Source organism: Psychrobacter sp. ASPA161_6 (genome assembly GCF_051970285.1).
GTDB classification, from domain to species: domain Bacteria; phylum Pseudomonadota; class Gammaproteobacteria; order Pseudomonadales; family Moraxellaceae; genus Psychrobacter; species Psychrobacter glaciei.
On record NZ_JBEFNJ010000006.1, the window covers coordinates 23,038 to 42,964 of the forward strand.

Below are 19,927 nucleotides of genomic sequence, written 5' to 3' on the forward strand. Positions count from 1 at the left end.
TAACTATTAAGCTGCCCTTTTATTTTGAGTCTCGTTTTATCCACTGTCTCTTAGATGAGTAATCAGACCAGTCTTGTACTTCTGAGCAAATCAGGTCATTATCACTTTACTATAAGCTGGATTGAGTGACGAGGATGTTATATCTATTAGTGACCCAATTGGGGTGGCTGGCTTTTACAGTTTTATTGATTGTGATTGTCGCGTTATATACTAGAATAACTCGAAAAATCGAGCATTTGCGCCGTGATGTGATAAAGCTGCAAGCGGAGCTTGAGCAGCAAAAAGACCATAGTATGGCATCTTCACTGACTCGTTCGGCTGATGAAAGCGTTTATGCGCACGAGACTTCTCATGAAGACAGCACATCTAAAGAGACAAGTTTTGCTTCACAAAATTTGTCTACCGATAGTACGTCACCTCTGTCATCTCCATCGCCGCCCCCACTTCCCATGGTTACTGCAAGTCTCATCACACAGGCAACCCCAAACGTCTCTGATAATAAACCTATAAATAATCACGCCTCAATAACCACAAAAAACAACACACTGGTAGCGAAACCAAGCGCACCGATAGAGCCTGATGAACGCTCATTACCTATCGTTACTTCATTGATTCATTCAATCAAAAACTGGTTTTTTGGTGGCAATTTGGTCGTGCGCGTTGGCGTCTTGGTATTGCTCGTAGGTGTGGTGCTACTGCTACGCTTGCTGAGCGAGTATATAGAGATTTCGATTACTGCAAAGCTCATGACTATCGGCATCGCAGGACTGGGATTGGCAGCACTGGGGTTAAAGCTAACGGCAAAACGTTTCTCGTATGGGATTACCTTACAAGGCGCAGGCTTAGCCATTGCTTATCTGAGTACCTTTTTTGCTTATAGTGTCTATCAAATTATCCCAAGTTTACCGAGCTTTATCGGGCTTGGGTTATTATCTGCCATTACTATTGCCCTCGCCGTACGCCAAAACGCTTTTCCTTTAGCGTTGTTGGCATTATCGGGCGGTTTTTTTGCGCCTATTTTGACCGGTAACGATACTGGCAGCTTAGTAACATTGTTCAGCTATTATTTACTTTTGAACGTGACGATTGCGATTATCGCGCATTACCGCCCTTGGAAAATACTCAACCTATTCGGTGTGGTCGTGACATTTGGGCTGGCTTACTACTGGGGCATGAGTGGGGATTTGAGCGCTGTCGTTGAAACGCAGCGTTGGTCATTGGTGGTATTGGTTACCTTGCACCTACTGCTTTATCTATTTGTCGTCATTCGCTACGCACAGCAAATCATCGCCTATAACATTCTTAATGAAGAAAATTCCTCTCATACAGATAACGCAAACAACGCAGATAACGTGGGCAAAATCCATTCAGAAAATAATGGCTATGTATTTCCCATTGATACGGGCTTACTATTTTCAGTACCTATACTGGCATTTGGCTTATTTGCTGCCTTATTAGATGACATCCCTAACACTTTAACCATTACTAGTGCAGTTTTAGCAGTCATTTATTTGGGACTTGGCTGGGTGTTTGTCCAGCGCAGTCAGCGTTATGCTTTAATTACCGAGGGCATGTTGGCATTAGGCTTTGGCTTTTTGGCACTGGTGATTCCGCTGGCATTAGATGCTGAATGGATTGCTTTTGGCTGGTCAGTACAAGGATTGGCACTGGTGTGGTTCGGACGGCGCTCACTACGCGCATGGTCAGTGCTATTTGGTTTACTATTGCAGCTAATCAGTATAGGCATGTTGATGATAAAGGTGGTCTTCGCCGTTCAAGACTACCCAACATTGGCCTTAACCATTTCGGCTATGGCTTATCTAACCACTGTGTTTATTTTACGCACTAGCAACTCGCCGGCTATCCTAAATAATAGTTTGAACGACGACTTAAACGGTGGCTTAGATCATCCCTCAACACATTCTCAAGAGCAAACCACCACCTCAGATTCGATAGTAACCTACGCCAATGCACTGGGTATCAGCACCCAAGCCGCGCAGCAATGGCTGACCTCAATCAATAGCCAAAGCAAAGTCTTCAACCTCGTGTGGCGAAGTCCTCTATTAACACGATTTTTAACTTTTACTGCTATGGCTTGGCTACTACAAGTATTGCTGCTTGATTTTAATCAATGCTTTAGCAGTTGGCAGTTAGCAACGACGACTTTGATTGCAATCGCAGCACTCATCAGCTTGGGTACTTACTGGGTCATCAATCGTTATCGCTCGTGGGCAGAGATCAGACAGTTTAGCCACGGTCTATCAATAGTGCTTTATCTAATGCTCGTTTTACAGCTACCGCAAAAATTCGAATTCCATTTAGCATGGCAGACAGCAGATTGGTTGTTGTTTACTGGCCTAATCATTGGTGGGTTGGTCATCGGACAGTTGTGGTTAAAGACGTGGTACGAGCATTCAGAATTGTCACGCTACGATGGCGCGAGCTGGTTGGGCGCTAGCATTTTAGTCATCGCTGCCGCAGCTCACTATGGACTCGCAGATTCAGCTGGGGTGATGGGTATCTTGATTCCAGCCGTTTTGATATTGGCTGGGTTATGGTTCAGCTATCGTGATTCCGGTTATCGCCAGCAAAATACGCGAACGCCTGAGGTGTTAAATCAAGGTTTTCTGTACTGGTTTGATTGGCAACAAGCGCTATTCCAATGCGCTGCTATCTTCGCATCTATCGCATTATTTTGGGTCGTCATTACCAACTGGTCTTATGACGGTGTGATCTGGGAACTGCCCTACTTCCCACTGCTAAATTTATACGACATTACCTCATGGCTCGCGCTATTCGTTGGTTGTAGTCTATATTACATGAGCCAACATCGCCGCGACGAGGGGCGCGTTGCATCAAATACCGACGTCAAATCCAAGCGTATATTCACCACTGATACTTTACTAACTGTGTTGGGGCTTATCAGTTTTTGGTTGATATCTAGCATGTTGGTCAGGACGCTACACGCCTTTATCGCTACACCGCTATGGACTACAGACGCATGGAGTAGCGAGCAAGTACAGACGGGGCTAACCATTTTATGGACGCTGTTGGCACTAATCGCCACCATCGTCGCCAGTCGCTACTGGCAGCGCGCGCTTTGGTTTATGGGTATCGGGCTACTGGGTATCGTTGTGCTTAAATTGGTCTTGGTCGATTTGTCACAGACTGAGGCGATTTGGCGAGTAATATCCTTCCTTGGTGCAGGCAGCTTGATACTATTGATTGGCTATCTCGCTCCCTTGCCTCCAGCACGCGAAGAAACAGAAAACCAAAATTAGGCGTAATGACAAATCTGGTTAAGTGAAATTGTGCCGTGAGCAATGTGGTTCTGTAGTAAACTGGACACCATTAGAAAGTAAACGTTGATTGTTTTACTTTTAGCATTTTTTATAAAAGGTTATGAAAGCAGATGGATAAGAGAGTAAGTATTCAGTGGTTCCCTGGGCATATGAACAAAGCCCGTAACGAAATCAAAGAAATCATGCCGCAGATGGATTTGGTCATCGAGGTCATCGATGCGCGTATCCCTTATAGTAGTGAAAACCCAATGGTTGCGGCATTGCGCGGCGAAAAACCTGTCATCAAAATCCTGAACAAAGCCGACCTTGCTGATCCAGAATTGACCCAAGCGTGGATGGAATATCTTGAGCAGCAAAGCGGTGTCAAAGCCATTGCTTGCGATACCGAGAAAGCCAACGATGTGAAACGTATCATCGCCATCTGTAAACAACTCGTGCCCAATAAAGTCGGCACGGGTCGTCAGATTAAAGCCATGATTATGGGCATTCCAAACGTTGGTAAATCCACCTTGATTAATACGCTAGCAGGCCGCGCGGTGGCAAAGACAGGTGACGAGCCAGCCGTGACCAAGTCACAGCAGCTGATTAAGCTTGACGATGACATCATGCTCTATGACACTCCAGGTATGCTATGGCCAAAAGTCGAAAACGAACACTCTGGCTATCGTTTGGCAGCGACTGGTGGTATTCGTGATACGGCTTTTGACTTCGCTGATGTGGCCAGTTACACCGCTGAGTACTTGATGCATGCCTATCCTGAACTGCTAAAAACTCGCTATAAAATTGAAGAGTTACCTAAGACAGATTGGGAGTTTTTTGAAGTCGCTGGGCGTAATCGCGGCTGTGTACGTTCGGGTAATAAAGTCGATACTTACCGCATGTCTGAGATTCTAGTGAATGAATTACGTAGCGCTAAAATTGGGCGCATTACGTTAGAAACGCCAGCAATGACCGAGGCTGAAGAACTCGTGGTCGCTGAACAAAGACTCGCTACAGAAGAAAAAAGAATTGCTAAAGAAGAAGAGAAGCGTTTGCGTCGATTGAAAACGCGGAAGAATCGGAAGTAGAGTTGATAAACGTAAAACCAATCATTTAGAAGTGAAAATCTTCCCGTCAGGCAAAGAAACCAACCCTAGCAAATAATAAAACACCAACCCATGTTTCTTTGCCAATGGTGCAATTACTCTAGCAGCTTCTTGCATATTACTATCTGGCAGCGGCAGAGAGACAGCAAACGTATTCTGTAGCTGTATATGAGCGACTATTGCCCCAAATACTAGCGATAGCTCGAATGATAAATCACCTTCATGGGAAAATTGCTGTAGCTCAGTGGCGAATTTTAATGTTTTTTCGCTATGAGCGCTGACTTCTACCTCTAGAAGCTGCGGTAGTAATACACCAGCGCTATCATATGAGTCTGGTAGATACTCATCACCATCACCCAAACTTGCATCCCAAACATAAAACAAAGCGTATTCAGTCATAATCAGCTACTCCAATGGATCTACGGTAGATAAAATCTCTAAAAGCCTATCCCAGCGCTCATTCATTCTATTCTTAACATAGTCGTTTGGTGAGTTATCAATAAGTTCACGATACTGTATGATCAAATCATCATAGTCCTCTCGACCTGCACGTTTGGCTAGAATAAGTTGTTTATCCACTCTTTCACCATGGCTGTGCCCTCTTGCAATCTTATCATGCAGTAACAAAAAAAGCTGATTGTAGCTGTCTATTTTATCTACTTCATCCAGTTTACTGGCAAACTCAGTATTAATAAATTCAGGAATCTGTTTTTGCTTGTCTGCAAAGTTTTTATCGCATACATTAATGTAATCTAGCTTTAAATAAGGAGACTGCTGACTAAGCTTAGTTGGCGCCGATACTTTATCATAAATCTTTGCAAAAGCTGGTGACACAAAATAAGCATGAATTTTTAATCTAAAATAGCCGTTCTTACCTTCTGCTCCTCCAGTTAGTCGCACGTGACCGTAAGGCGTTGCTTTAGTGCATCCATCAACTTTAAGATAATCAATATCGTTAGCACTTGATATTTGGTTACTCTGATAACCATAGCGTTCTAAACAATCATGCATGAATGGGTGCAGTATTTTTTCAAAATCTTCTCTATCCCTTGGAACGTCTGCCTCTGGCTTATAAATATCAGCAGACTGTTTTGCCAGCGCCCGCTTTTCTTTTAGCAGTGCCATACCTCTTGCGATGTTAGGCGGATAGATCGTACCATCTGGATAGGCGACCATACCCCGAGTGTCATAAAACACTAGCCCTAATTCTTCACATAAAGGGGCGATAATATCTAACGCTTCACCGTGCAGTGCTTCAGGTGTGGGTATGGCTACGCAAGCGGTCTTAGGATGCTTTTTCATCTCTAAATTTGTATTTACGTAGGCTTCATAAAAGACTTCTGAATAATCCGAGGTTCTGGCCTCGTCCACGAGACGATCTGCCAACTCAATAATGTTTGGACTGATCTCATCCACTGGCTGCTGGCTCAAAGCTTCAAAGTCATGGGTTGCTTGCTCCCATGAGCTGTCTTTACTTGATGTACAAGTGACTTGCTGGATATCCCATACAAAAAAAGTTTGTGCTGACAATATACTCTCTCCTAAACTATTAATGAAAACAATGGTTCTACTTATATTTATTATTAAACCAACAATGAATAGTTAAACTATATTCTTCCATAAAAATAACAGACCATTGCATAGCGACCTGCATCACCCCATAAACGAAGCTAACCTTTTATAGTCTGATATTTCTTATTAATTGACAAGGATTATTCTTGCCTACTTTATTCTCTCAACCTGATTCATCCTTAAACTCCTTCGCCCCACGCCTACTAGATTGGTTTGCTGAAAATGGTCGCCACGATCTACCTTGGCAACAGCATCAAACTGACACGCCCAACCCTTATATCGTTTGGCTATCAGAAGTCATGCTACAACAGACGCAAGTAACGACAGTGCTACCCTACTTTGCCCGTTTTATGGACAGCTTTCCGACAGTGCAAGATTTAGCAGCAGCGGACTGGGATACTGTGGCGGAGCATTGGGCAGGGCTAGGCTACTATGCACGCGCGCGTAATTTGCATAAAGGTGCCAAGCAATTGGTCGAAGTCATTAATGAGACAAGCGACTTTCCGCAGACGCTAGCAGGATGGGAAGCGATATCTGGCGTTGGCCCATCAACGGCAGGGGCGATTATGGCGATGGGGCTGCATCTGTATGGCGTTATCTGCGATGGCAACGTTAAACGAGTAATCACACGTTGGGCAGCGATTGACGGCGACATCACTAAATCTGCTACCACCAAAGAGCTATGGGCATTGGCAGAACGTTTAACGCCTAGGGGAAACTCAGGACTATTTGCGCAAGCGATGATGGATATGGGCGCAACCTTATGTACTCGTAGCAAACCTGCTTGTCTTTTGTGTCCATTAAAGGAAGACTGCCTAGCCCATGCGCAAGGGCGCGAGACGGATTATCCAGTCAAAGCAAAAAAACAGCCTAAACCTAGCAAGTTTAGCAATGCACTGTTAATTAAAAATTTTGATGGCAATATATTGTGGTTACAACGCCCTGATAATGGCATTTGGGGTGGACTGTGGAGTTTGCCTTTGCAGTTTGTTGAAAAAATTGACGGTAAAGCTGGTAGTAAGGCGACTGCTAAAAAATCAGAAGTCGGCGCTGATAAACCATTAAAAGTTACTAGCAATGAAAAAGTATATGAAATAGAATTTACCACTGCTGAACAAATTATTAACGAGTGGCTGAATAACAATAAAGTGGCTGCAAAAGCAGTCAGTAAAACTTTATTAGACGACGCCCCTATTAAGCATTCGCTGACCCATTTTCATTGGTATTTAACACCGCAATCAGTCACTTTAAACGCTAAGCAAACTGCCGAAATAACCGAAGCCTTACAAGCAGCAGAGATTAATATTCATTGGTTAAATGCTAATGATGCGCAGGCAACGCTTGGATTGCCACGCGCGATGGTTAAGATTTTAGAATAATCATATAATCCATACCTCCACACCAATTATGCTCAAACCAACTGATTAAACAACCATCTCTTATGCCATAAAAAAAGCGACTCATCATAAATAGTGAGTCGCTTTTTATTTAATGCTCATAAATACAGAATAAGCTAAGACTTTGGCACTCGCAAGCGCATCAATCCTTCCTGCTGCACAGTGGCCACCAGCTTACCATCTTGCCAGAACTGCCCATGGTTTAAACCTTTGGCATTAGACGTGGTATCACTCCACATGTCGTACAATAGCCAATTATTCAAATCAAAATTGCGATGAAAATGCATCGAATGATCGATACTTGCCGCTTGTAAGCCGCTAGTCATAAAGCTGACACCATGCGACATCAGGCCAGTTCCCACCAGATAAAAATCAGAAGAGAACGCCAATAGTGCTTGCTGGATAGCAATGGGCTGCTTACCCAGTTCACGAATGCGCAACCAGTTCGCCTGTTTAGGTTTCATCGGCTCTGGATGAATCGGATCGCGCGGTTTGACTGGCTTAATCTCAACATGACGACGACGCATAAAACGGGCTTTGAGCGCGTCTGGCACTTTACCGACATACTCTTCTTTTAAATCCTGCTCGGCGAGCAAATCTTCAGGCGGCGGATAAACTGGCATATCTTCTTGATACTCCAAGCCCTCTTCCATCGGTGAAAATGAAGCAATCATCGAAAATATCACTTGCTCAACTGGTGGCTTACCACGCACTTCTTTATATTGAATCGCGGTCACTTCACGCGCAGACAGACTACGACCGTCACGTAGGCGGCGCACTTGATAAATGACGGGCTGAGTGATGTCCCCACCCCGCAAAAAATACCCATGCAGTGAGTGACAGGGTTTGTCTTTATCTAGTGTATGCGCCGCTGCCATGATGGCTTGGGCAAGGACTTGTCCACCAAAAATACGACTGCCGACATAATCGTGGCTTTTACCCTCAAAAACATCAGGAGTAACCTCGATAAGCGCCACCGTAGTTAGCAGCTCATCAATCAGTTGCGAATAATCGGACATGACGATATGTTTCCTTATTTTTATCAAAAACGCTAAGCATCTAAAAATGAGCATCTAAAAACATGCATCCAACGATATCAATATGATATCGAGCAAGATCCTTTGCGGTTGAATGTAAAATAATATGAAATCACTTGCTGAAAATACACAAGAGAGATTTTAGAACAAAAAATACCGATGAAGTATCGCAATGATTAAACATTCATTATTCGGCAAGAAGGCCAACATCTTACCCAAAATTTCGAGCTTTGACTAGATAATGGCGGTGTATCCACCAGTATCCGTCTAATGCACTAACTTAGCGACTAAAGCACATAGGGTCTGTTGAACATTCAAATGTGGAACTGGCAGTGGCTATTTTTTAGACAATACGCAGTGAAATTTTTGACGCCTAGTCGTTCTAGGGTAGACAATTTCGCCATGTATTGGCACAAAATAGCCCTGCCCTGAAAGGCTGATGCTAAAATCACCCCAAACGTTGTTGTAAACCTAGCTAAGGTCTAGACATTATCGTCGGTTTACGCCTGATTTGATAAAACGTTTGATGCGATTTTAGCGATCATCAGTCCTGATATTTGAATGTTCAACAGACCCTAATATCAATTATGATAAATGAACAAAAAAACGAGACGATTAAACACCTCGTTTTTATATCAGACTTTTAACTTATGGTTTTACTGCCACTAACACGCGGATAGAGTCTGGCACTAGCGATAAATTACTCAAGGCTTGCTCGCCTTGGGCTTTTAGTTGCTCAAGACGCTCAATCTCTGCAGGACGGACGTTAGGATTGATGGTTTGTAGGTGCTTTAGGCGTTTGATTTCACGTGACCACTGTTGGCTAAAGCGGGCGCTCGCCTGCTCACCAATCTCTGCAAGCTGCTGACGGGCAATGTCTTCGGCTTCATAATAACGCTGCTCAATCACATCGCCACGTACTTTAATCACTTGGCGGGCACGGTTTTTATCCAGACGTTCAATATGCGGCATGATCATATCGGCACTGATACGCGCGGATAAATCACTGCCTTGTTCACTGATAAACACACGGATATTTTGTGTCGTCAACGTCGCTGGCAAATTGAGCAATCTCGGCGCAATCGCTTCGACACGGAAATTCACTTCGAGCAGTACCATACCTTGTGGCACAGCAGAACTTTTTAGCATCGCAACCGTGGTATTACCAAAAGTGCTGGTACTTGCCAGCTCATAGATAGCGCGCATCAATGGATGCTCATGAGTGATGAATTCGATATCTTCACGCTGTAGTGCTTGCTCACGCTCAAAGGTCAAGGTCATACCGTCTTCATCACCAAGTGGCAAGCCATCGATATAATCACTAATCTCTGTGCTATCAATCGGGGCAATCACCCACGAGCCATCGCGCTGGATATTGTGATCAATATTGGCTGAGGCAAAAAAGCGCTCGATAAACTGCGGCAATAGATTATGACCATCAAAATCACGCATGGCGTCCGCGATACGACCAGCGACACGGGGACGGCACGAGTTATATTCTAATAGGCGATCACGACCCGCTTGTAGCTGCGCCTCTAGCCCCAATCGCGTCTGTTGTGCTTCTTCGATAATACTTTGCAGAATCGTACGGTTAGCGTCGGTATCTGCCCCTTCAAGCATCGGCTTAAGCTCTTGGATATACTGTTCTTGTACGCTCTGCGCGGTCGGTGAAATCTGATTAAACATATTCAGCGCATCATGATACCAATGATACAATCGCTCTTGCGCTGTGCCCTGTACATAAGGCACGTGCAGCATAATTTGTTGTGTTTGTCCGATACGATCTAAGCGACCGATACGCTGCTCCAAGGTATCTGGATTGGCAGGTAAATCCCATAGTATCAGCTGGCTAGCAAACTGGAAATTACGACCTTCCGAGCCAATCTCCGAGCACAATAGTATCTGTGCGCCTTCACTGTCGGCGAAGAACGCGGCTGCTTGGTCACGCTCAAGCAATGTCATCTGCTCAGTAAAGATAGCCGTCTTAATGCCTGCATGCAGACGTAATACCGCCTCCAAGCTCTCAACGGTCGCGCCACTACGGGCAATCAATAGCACTTTTTTGTGCTTAAGCTCACCGCGCAAAATCTCAATCAACCATGGCACACGTGGATCGTCTTCTAGCCAGCCACCATCAGGTTGATTTTCTTCGCCCCATAGCTGCTCGCGCAATTTGCCAGTGGTTTGATAGCTGTCTATCCATGCGGCAGGCAATGGCAGCGGATAAGGCTGGCTGCTACGACCATAAAACCCTTTAACACTTTCACGAGTATTACGGAATAAAATACGGCCTGTACCATGACGATCTAGTAGCTCATTGAGCGCATGTGTGCGCAGTTTTTCATCATCATTAATCGTTGCCAACTCATCCATGCTGATGTCTAGCAAACTGCTTAAGGCGGCAATTTGACTGTCACTCAAAGGCTTATCTTCGATTAACACACCAGCGACAGCAGCCGTTTCAGCAAAAGCTTCTTGACCATCGATAAATTCATCTAGATCATCAAAGCGATCTGGATCGAGCAAACGCAAACGAGCAAAGTGACTTTGTGCCCCAAGCTGTTCAGGCGTCGCTGTCAGTAGCATAACCCCTGGTGTCTCTTCGGCAAAGTCAGCAATCAAGTCATATTTATCGTTGCCACCTTGCGCCTCGTCCCAATGCAGATGATGCGCCTCATCGACCACCAATAAATCAAACCCTGCATCCATCGCTTGATCATACAAGTCAGGATGGTCGAGCAACAAATCCATACCAGCAATGATACATTGCTCAGTCGCAAAGACATTTTGTTCAGGATCGTGTTCTTTAATGGCTGCCGCACGTACCAAATCAAACAGCGCAAAATTTAAGTTAAAGCGACGACGCAGCTCAATCATCCACTGATATTGTAGACTGTCTGGCACTAGGATAAGCACACGCTCAGCTTTGCCCGTTAACAACTGCTGATGAATAATCAAACCCGCTTCGATGGTTTTGCCCAGACCCACTTCGTCAGCGAGCAACACACGCGGGGCGATACGTTTGCCAACTTCATGGGCGATATAGAGCTGATGCTCAATGATATCGACACGTGCGCCCATCATGCCTTTGAGTGGATGACCAGCAAGCGCCGATTGCATACGCAAGATATCTTGACGCAGCTCGTACCAATCACCGCGCTCAATACGACCAGCTAGCAGACGCTCAAGCGGCTTAGCCAAGGTGATATTGGCAGCGAGACGAGTTTCCATGATGCCGCGCTCGTGTTCATCGACACCGTATTTGAGCACGCCCATCACTTCATCAACCGCATTGACTAGATAGCACTTGCCGTCTTGGTCATAAATGCTATCGCCAACTTTGAACACCACGCGTGATAATGGCGCGGAGTTTTTCGCATAGACGCGCGTCTCTTCACTTTGCGGAAATAAAATATGTACACATCGGTCGTCTACATCGATGACCACACCTAAGCCCAACTCGGACTCCGTATCAGATAAATAACGTTGACCAACGGCGAATTCGGTGCTGTGCAATGAAGCGATAGAGATAGTCATAAGGCGATGTCTTTTTGTACTCAGATGATAAGAAAATAGGTAGATAGCAATGGTGGCTAGTAATGCTGGCAAAGGTTGCTTACTCACGCCACTACCCGTCAAAAAACGTCAGTGCAAAGCAGCCACATAAATCAAGCCAACGTTTTGGCCGAACCATTATATAACGTTAGCGGCTAGATGAGTGCGTTAAGTTGACTTTTCAAGAGCAGATTGATGCAAGATTACTTCAACGCCAAGCATAAGTTGGTCATATAAAATAATAAGATAACGACTCATCATCAAAAACCATTCACCAACGTGCTACATTACCTCGATAATCATGCAAACCCATTTAAAATAACAATGAGATAAGGAATAGCCATGCAAGCGGTTTTTTTAGATAAAGGTACGTTTTCTGATGGCGTCGATTTACCAGCACCGACAGGCATCAGTGACTATGTGACTTATGATGACACGCCAAGAGACAATGAGGTCATTTTGGCGCGCTGCAAAGACGCTGATATTATCATCACCAATAAAGTCCAAATTGACGCTGACGTAATAAGCAAACTCCCCAACCTGAAGCTTATCCAGCTGACAGCGACCGGTATGAATAACGTCGACCAAGAGGCTTGTGTTGAGCATAATGTCGCGCTATATAACGTCGCAGGTTACGCGGTTAAAAGCGTGCCTGAGCATACCTTTATGCTCATGCTGACGGCTATGCGTGCCGGTATTTATTATCATCAAAAAGTCGCTGACGGCACATGGCAGGCAAACGGTAATTTTTGCCTGCTGGATATTCCGTTGATAGATTTAGAAGATAAAACGCTAGGGATTATTGGGGTCGGCACTATCGGCAAACGCGTCACCGAGATTGCTCGTGCTTTTGGTATGAGCGTATTGTGGGCAGAACATCAAGGACGGGCACCTCGTAATGATGACTATACCGCGTTTGATGAAGTGCTTGCCCGCGCTGATGTGTTGAGCTTACATTGTCCATTAAATGCGCAAACCCAACATCTCATTAATAAAGACACCTTGGCAAAAATGACCAAGCAACCGCTTATCGTCAATGTGGCTCGCGGCGGCGTTGTCGATAGCCAAGCACTGACCGATGCCATCAATAATGAGCAAATCATCGGCTATGCCAGCGACGTGTTTGAGCAAGAGCCGATTGTCAAAGACGACCCTTTATTGACCCTTGCTAATCATCCACGGGTCATATTTAGTCCGCACAATGCGTGGGGCAGCAAGAGTGCGCAAGAAACCTTATGGCAAATGCTAAGCAACCAAGTTGCTGACTTTATTGATAGCCACCAAAATTCTAACGGCTAAAACGTAACCAATCGTCTTTTATTTTACGGTGTTTGAGCATAATGCGGTCGCTGACATAATTATTCGTCACATGCCAAGGGTAGCGATCGCCTTGCTTGGGTAACTCGTCCTGAGCTCGCTTAATATAACCCGCCGATAGCGCACCCATCACCGTATCTGACTGAACTTGTACTTTTTCACGCTTGGTCTCAGCTTGTGGCACAGCGACCTGATAACGATGGGTCTGCATATAATCAAGTAGCCGTACGATATACTGAGAGGCTAAGTCTACCTTTAAAGTCCACGAAGCATTGATATAACCAAACATCACGGCCATATTGGGAACATCCTCAACTAGGACTGCTTTGTAGGTCATACGTGCACCCACTTTGACTGGCTGACCATCAATATACAATGACGCGCCGCCGAGCATTTGCAGCTTCAATCCCGTTGCGGTGACAATAATATCAGCATCAAGATGTTTACCCGACTCAAGCATGATGCCCGTTTTAGTAAAGTGGCTGATTTGGTCAGTGACCACCCCTGCTCTTTTGCTGTGTAAGGTATTGAATAAGTCACCATCTGGCACCGCACAGAGTCGCTCATCCCATGGATTGTAAGCAGGAACAAAATGATCAACAGCGACACCACTACCTTTCAACTCTCTTTTCACGCCATAGGTTAATAGCGCTTTTAATACTTTCGGTGCGTGGGCAGCAAACTGATAAACGCCTTGCTGTCTTAAGACGTTACGCGCCCGCAATAGCGTATAAGCTTGCTGTTTCGATAAAGGCGAGAATTTAGCAGATAGCCACTCAAGCGCATAATCATCGCCAGGTACGCTTGCCACATAAGTCGGCGAACGTTGCAACATCGTGACGTGTTGCACGCATTGACCATCGTCTTCATTGACCATCGCAGGCAACAACGTCATCGCTGTGGCACCGCTACCAATAATGACCACTTTTTTATCATGATAATCAACGTTGTTCCAATGCTGCGGATGGACGATTTGACCTTGGAAATCTTCTTCCTTTTCAAAATGCGGTTGATAACCCTGCTCATAGTCATAATAGCCGGTTGCCCCGACGACGAAGTTTGCGGTCAACGTAGACACCTCACCACTCACATGATTTTTGATCGTGGCTGACCACTGTTGATCACGACTTGACCATGACAGCTGCTGCACTTCATGCTGATAGCGAATATGTTCAGTAATGCCAAATTCACGCGCCGTATCAGCGATATAACTCTTAATATCCTCACCTGCTGCCAGCATTCGATGATCCAACCACGGTCTAAAACTATAGCCAAAGGTCAAGGCATCAGAATCAGAGCGAATACCAGGATACGTAAATAAATCCCAAGTACCACCTAGATCCGAGCGCTTTTCTAATACGATAAATGGTGGCGTTTTTGCCTGCTTACTCACTTTCTTTTTTGGCTTGCGTTGTTGTAATTGACAGGCCATCCCGATACCGGCAAGTCCTGCACCGACAATAAGCACATCACAATCTACTGGCGGCGCTGCTGGTGATTTTTTGCGTTTAAAGCGCTTCTTGATGGCTTGTCTGGTCGCCGTGATCTTAAGCATAATTTTATCCCTATAGTTAGCTTACTTATTTTTTATCCCATAACACAATATTAGTAATAATGTTTAAACAACCTATAAACCAAAGCAGACGCCTTAAAAAGGGCTGGGACTCTCCCAGTCCATCCATGCGCCTAGTACCGGATGCTTAAGACGCAGTTGCTGCGCATGCAGATTGAGCCGTGGCGCAATTGTCAATGCATTCCCTTCAGCATAAATGGGATCGCCTATCATGACGTGACCGACGTGCACCATATGGACACGTAACTGATGACTGCGCCCAGTGACTGGTTTTAACATCACTCGCGTGACTGTTTGACCGTTGCAGTCTTCATGCGCAAGCACTTCATACAAGGTTAGCGCGTGCTTTGACCAGTCGTGGTCAACGATGTGGCGCGGTTTGGTGCTTGGCTCATAGCGTACTGGCACTGAGATTTTGCCTTTTACACCCACGCTCTCCCATGCGCCAAAAACCCGTGCTTGATACTTTTTTTGCGGCAGACGTTCAATAAACTGCTTACTGATATTGGTTTGCGCAGCGGCATTTTTTGCAAAAATCAATAAACCAGAGGTATCCATATCCAGTCGGTGAATCAATTTAACCGCAGGATTGGCACGCTCTAGTCGCGCCAGCAAACTCACCTTTAGCGTTTTGCCATCGACACTCAGCAGTCCGGCTGGCTTATCGACCACCCAGATATCGTCATCCTCGTAAACGGTAACGTCTTTCGCGAACGCTTTGAAGAACTCAAGCGGATAGGCACTTTCTTGGGCGTTAAGGGTTAGGATTTTTTCATCAGTAAAAGGCATAAAAGAAGCTACTTATATTGTTGAGCTTGAGAATAAATACTGTCGTGCATTAAAAATGCTAAGCCGAAGATCGCATCTAAACTGACTTATCGACATAAGGTTTTTGGCTAAAAGTTGAGACTGAACCAAACCATGAGAACCATGTTCGAGCACAGAGCTAAAACGACAATAGATGGCAAAGGTGACAGGTAAAACAGTACTTGTGTCGTTATGTGTTGATTTATTGTGCTAATAGTAATTGTTGAGCAATTTAACCGGCCTGTATCTGTCAAATCTGGGCAAACATGTTAATATAATGGCACATTTTCACCAGTTCTTAACGCTTCTTTAGCTGCTGACCAATCTATTATTAAACCAATATGCATGTCGATGAGTAGCGATAGAAATAATAAAACAAGAGAGAAAAACTATGTCAGACCTTATTGTTAACACCACCGATGCAAATTTTGACCAAGACGTCCTACAATCAGATGTACCAGTATTGGTAGATTTTTGGGCAACGTGGTGTGGTCCTTGTAAAGCAATTGCCCCTATTCTAGAAGACCTAGCATCTGAGTATCAAGGCAAAATCAAAATCGTCAAAGTTGATGTGGACAACAACCCGCAAGCAGCCAGCCGTTTTGGTATTCGTAACATCCCAACGCTATTTGTATTCAAAGATGGCGAAAAAGTTGACTCAGTAATGGGTTTACAACCAAAAGCTGAATTGGCTAAAGTAATAGATAAACATCTATAAGTGATACTGCTAGTTTTAACTAGTTTAAATACTAGCAAATGCACAGAAAGCCAGATTAATCGAAAAAGCCATTATCTTGTATAGGTAATGGCTTTTTTGCTTGTTTTTTATGCAAAAACCGCAATTATATGACTTTTTTAGCAAAAATTATTGACAATGCCATTATGAAAACCGTATAGTCTGCTGACAAGAGAAAACTAACGGTTTTCCTAAGTATCTTGTCGCTATTCTCCTCGTGTTTATCAACAAAAACACAATCGTCATTATAAACACCATTACTGAACGAAATGACTAAACACAATTACTGATACTGAGTTTTTGACGCAGACTCTTATGTGGCCTTCTTTATCTTCATTTCTTATGACCTTGCAGCAAAACCCGCAACGCGTACGTAAGCTGACACATAAAATTTTTACTACATAAATCCAGCTCTGTGCCCACACCCTCTATCGCCCTACAATCGTTGTTTTAATCAATATCGTGATTCGTGCTGCTAATGGCATCTCTCATCTGACCAATTGCTAATGACCTATCTATGAATCTAACTGAATTAAAGAAAAACTCAATCGCCGAGCTATTGGCCATCGCCAAAGAAATGGGTCTTGATAATATGGCGCGTAGCCGTAAACAAGACATCATCTTTGCTATCCTAAAAACCCATGCTCGTAACGGTGAAGCCATCTACGGTGATGGTGTACTTGAGGTTCTCCCTGATGGTTTTGGTTTTTTACGCTCCTCAGAAGGCTCTTATTTAGCAGGCCCTGATGATATCTATGTCAGCCCCAGCCAAATTCGTCGCTTTAGCCTAAAGACTGGCGATAGTATCGCTGGCACCATTCGCCCGCCAAAAGATTCTGAGCGTTATTTTGCGCTATTGAAAGTTGGTGAAATCAACTTTGATACGCCAGATCGTTCACGTCATAAGCTTATCTTCGAGAACTTGACTCCCCTATTCCCAACTGAGCAACTAAAGCTCGAGCTAGGTAACGGTACTACTGAGGATTTGACTGGTCGTATTATCGATCTGATTGCTCCGATTGGTAAAGGTCAGCGCTCTATTATCGTCGCACCGCCAAAAGCCGGTAAGACGATGTTGCTACAGACCATTGCCCAATCCATCACTCGTAACAATCCTGAGTGCTATCTAATCGTGCTACTAATCGATGAACGTCCAGAAGAAGTCACCGAGATGGTACGTACGGTACGCGGTGAAGTGGTTGCTTCGACCTTTGATGAGCCACCTCAGCGCCATGTACAGGTTGCCGAAATGGTCATCGAGAAAGCCAAGCGCTTGGTTGAGCACAAGCAAGACGTTGTCATCTTACTTGATTCTATTACTCGTCTCGCCCGTGCCTACAACACCGTTATTCCTTCATCGGGTAAAGTACTGACCGGTGGTCTGGATGCCAATGCATTGGAACGTCCAAAACGTTTCTTCGGTGCCGCGCGTAATGTTGAAGAAGGTGGTAGCTTGACGATTATTGCCAGTGCCCTTATCGATACTGGTAGTAAGATGGACAGCGTTATCTTTGAAGAATTTAAAGGTACCGGTAACCAAGAGATTACGCTTGAGCGTGATTTGGCTGAAAAACGCGTCTTCCCTGCGATTAATATCAAAAAATCTGGCACTCGCCGCGAAGAGCGCCTGCTTGATGAAGATAAATTGCGCAAAGTTTGGATTCTACGCAAATTGCTACAACCGATGGATGGCGTGCAAGCCACCGAATTCTTATTGGATCGCTTAAAAGAAGCGAAGACCAATGATGAATTCTTTGAGCAAATGAAACGTAAATCGCAAAACTAATCGTCTTATCACTGCTATTATAAAAAAGATCGCTTCTAAGCGGTCTTTTTTTATAGCTAAAGAAACTAGGGCACACGAAAACAGTTAGCGTATTATTGAATCAAATACAATAATCCTAAGCAAAGGCGCTACCATCGATACAGTGAGGCAACATACTTTACAGTACATTTGCAAAGATTAGCGTTTTTACCACGACTAGAAAGGTACCAAACGATTACTATAGGAAATAGTAGAACGTCTTCGAAAATATCATGTATATTGTATTTTAAATTTAACGACTCAACAGGTGACATTATGAAATTTGCTAAAACTCTTGCAATGACTGCACTTACTAGCTCGGCTCTTATTATGGGTGGCTGTAACGGATACAACAGTGGTTTGAGCAACACGACTAAAGGTGCTGCTGCTGGCGCTGCTGCTGGTGCACTTATCAAAAGTGGCGGCGATAGCAAAGACATCGCTCGTGGCGCACTTGGTGGTGCTGCAATAGGTGGTGCTGGTGCTTATATTTTAAATAACAGCAGATAATCTCTAATTAGGTTAACTGCTTTTATTCTGTATACGCATAACTCTGCTTAGAATGTTTTAAGACAAAAAAAGCCTGCAATCAATTGCAGGCTTTTTTGTGTTTAGCATTTGGTTTATTGGTCAAAAGCCAGTGCGTCTATAACGCCCCACTAAAGGTATCACAGGTCTGCACATTGCCGCTCTCCAAACCACGAGTGAACCATTGGACACGCTGTTGACTGGTACCATGGGTAAAGTTATCAGGGACTACCGCGCCTCCACTCACACGCGCCAAACGATCGTCACCAATTTGGCTGGCTGCATTGATGGCTTCATCTATATCGCCCGCTTCTAAAAACTGAACACGTTCTTGATTACGCTGCGCCCATACACCCGCGAAGCAATCAGCTTGTAGCTCTTGTAACACGGAGAGCTTATTGGCTTCTGCACGCGTGACTTGGCGACTCGCCTCATTGACCTGCTGACTAATACCCAACAGCGTCTGCACATGATGACCAACTTCATGCGAGATCACATAAGCTTGCGCAAAATCTCCCGCTTTTCCTTGGTTTTCGCTATTACCTGATCCTTGTTGATCACCTGTAATACCAAGGTTTTGCCGCATTTCTACAAAGAAAGAAGTATCTAGATAGACCGTCTGGTCTCCTGGACAATAGAATGGACCCGTTGCAGAGCTGGCACTACCGCAAGCCGAGCTGACTTGTCCATTAAAGAGTATCAATGACGGCTCTTGATAAGTACTACCACCTTCATTGAATATTTGATGCCACACTTCTTCTGTGTCGGCTAGCACTACTTTTACAAACTGCGTATCACGATCGTCACTGGTCGCCGGCTCGGTTGAAGTATTGCTACCGCCACCTGCTACTACTTGGCCCGTTTGTAAAGCGGTCATGGGATTGACCCCAAATACTAACCACAAAATACCCGCGATAATAATACCGCCGATACCACCGCCAATCATTTTGCCACCACCGCTACTCGTGCGTACGTTGGAGCTACCTCGTCTGCCTTGCCATTTCATATTCTTACTCCCGAAACATACGATACACCCTGCCATGCGCATGGGTAGTTATTTATATTGTTTAGTTGTTGACTCGATTTGCTATTAATCATGCCTAATAGATGCCTCACCTACCCGCTGTTTTTCTAGTCTTTGACTATCCTTCCATTCTAATAAGCAATTAACCTGTTACCTGCTTTATTAAGTAAAACTTGTTTAATAGAATCTA

Annotated in this window: 14 protein-coding genes; 7 read left to right on the forward strand and 7 right to left on the reverse strand. The window is 44.6% G+C overall.

What is annotated here, in order from left to right:
- Positions 1–134: 134 nt before the first annotated feature.
- Entirely contained in the window at positions 135–3,281 is a 3,147-nt protein-coding gene (locus ACTQ9T_RS13580) for a DUF2339 domain-containing protein (RefSeq protein WP_440465395.1), read from the forward strand.
- A gap of 131 nt (positions 3,282–3,412) precedes the next feature.
- Positions 3,413–4,369 carry a ribosome biogenesis GTPase YlqF gene (ylqF, locus tag ACTQ9T_RS13585; protein ID WP_210541213.1) on the forward strand — a complete coding sequence of 319 codons (957 nt, stop codon included), beginning with the start codon at positions 3,413–3,415 and terminating at the stop codon, positions 4,367–4,369.
- Between the two features lie 21 nt (positions 4,370–4,390).
- On the opposite strand, the gene ACTQ9T_RS13590 is transcribed toward ylqF, so the two are convergent.
- Together ACTQ9T_RS13590 and ACTQ9T_RS13595 are read right to left on the reverse strand one after the other, a co-directional pair.
- A complete protein-coding gene (locus tag ACTQ9T_RS13590; RefSeq protein WP_440465396.1) occupies positions 4,391–4,786 on the reverse strand; it encodes a hypothetical protein in 396 nt (131 codons plus the stop codon).
- 6 nt (positions 4,787–4,792) lie between these two features.
- Positions 4,793–5,917: a hypothetical protein gene (locus ACTQ9T_RS13595; RefSeq protein WP_440465397.1), complete on the reverse strand. Its 1,125-nt coding sequence runs from the start codon at positions 5,915–5,917 to the stop codon at positions 4,793–4,795.
- A 188-nt stretch (positions 5,918–6,105) separates the two neighbouring features.
- Here ACTQ9T_RS13595 and mutY point away from each other — a divergent pair, with 188 nt between their 5' ends.
- A complete protein-coding gene (mutY, locus tag ACTQ9T_RS13600) occupies positions 6,106–7,338 on the forward strand; it encodes an A/G-specific adenine glycosylase (RefSeq protein WP_440465398.1) in 1,233 nt (410 codons plus the stop codon).
- A gap of 134 nt (positions 7,339–7,472) precedes the next feature.
- Here mutY and ACTQ9T_RS13605 read toward each other — a convergent pair whose 3' ends face one another.
- A complete protein-coding gene (locus ACTQ9T_RS13605) occupies positions 7,473–8,375 on the reverse strand; it encodes an acyl-CoA thioesterase (RefSeq protein ID WP_010197837.1) in 903 nt (300 codons plus the stop codon).
- A 666-nt stretch (positions 8,376–9,041) separates the two neighbouring features.
- Complete coding sequence (gene rapA, locus ACTQ9T_RS13610) at positions 9,042–11,930, reverse strand: RNA polymerase-associated protein RapA (RefSeq protein WP_240216758.1); 2,889 nt, start codon at positions 11,928–11,930, stop codon at positions 9,042–9,044.
- A gap of 360 nt (positions 11,931–12,290) precedes the next feature.
- Between rapA and ACTQ9T_RS13615 the strand changes: the two genes are divergently transcribed.
- Positions 12,291–13,247 carry a D-2-hydroxyacid dehydrogenase gene (locus tag ACTQ9T_RS13615; protein ID WP_440465399.1) on the forward strand — a complete coding sequence of 319 codons (957 nt, stop codon included), beginning with the start codon at positions 12,291–12,293 and terminating at the stop codon, positions 13,245–13,247.
- On the opposite strand, the gene ACTQ9T_RS13620 is transcribed toward ACTQ9T_RS13615, so the two are convergent.
- Complete coding sequence (locus tag ACTQ9T_RS13620) at positions 13,237–14,820, reverse strand: flavin-containing monooxygenase (protein WP_440465400.1); 1,584 nt, start codon at positions 14,818–14,820, stop codon at positions 13,237–13,239. The two genes, ACTQ9T_RS13615 and ACTQ9T_RS13620, sit on opposite strands and share 11 nt — an antisense overlap.
- 93 nt (positions 14,821–14,913) lie before the next feature.
- The gene (locus tag ACTQ9T_RS13625; RefSeq protein WP_413191243.1) at positions 14,914–15,627 is read right to left on the reverse strand and encodes an RluA family pseudouridine synthase; all 714 of its coding nucleotides are present in this window, start codon (positions 15,625–15,627) and stop codon (positions 14,914–14,916) included.
- Between the two features lie 409 nt (positions 15,628–16,036).
- On the opposite strand from ACTQ9T_RS13625, the gene trxA reads away from it, so the two are divergent.
- The 3 genes from trxA (at position 16,037) to ACTQ9T_RS13640 (ending at position 18,695) form a co-directional block, all read left to right on the forward strand.
- On the forward strand, positions 16,037–16,363 hold the full coding sequence (trxA, locus tag ACTQ9T_RS13630) for a thioredoxin (protein ID WP_010197853.1): 327 nt from the start codon (positions 16,037–16,039) through the stop codon (positions 16,361–16,363).
- Positions 16,364–16,898: 535 nt separating this feature from the next.
- Positions 16,899–18,167 (forward strand): transcription termination factor Rho, encoded by a 1,269-nt coding sequence (gene rho / locus ACTQ9T_RS13635; protein ID WP_010197854.1) that lies wholly within the window; start codon positions 16,899–16,901, stop codon positions 18,165–18,167.
- Positions 18,168–18,461: 294 nt separating this feature from the next.
- On the forward strand, positions 18,462–18,695 hold the full coding sequence (locus ACTQ9T_RS13640; protein WP_194620912.1) for a hypothetical protein: 234 nt from the start codon (positions 18,462–18,464) through the stop codon (positions 18,693–18,695).
- A gap of 136 nt (positions 18,696–18,831) precedes the next feature.
- Here the strand turns inward: ACTQ9T_RS13640 and ypfJ are convergent, their stop codons facing one another.
- On the reverse strand, positions 18,832–19,719 hold the full coding sequence (ypfJ, locus tag ACTQ9T_RS13645; RefSeq protein ID WP_440465401.1) for a KPN_02809 family neutral zinc metallopeptidase: 888 nt from the start codon (positions 19,717–19,719) through the stop codon (positions 18,832–18,834).
- Positions 19,720–19,927 lie beyond the last annotated feature (208 nt).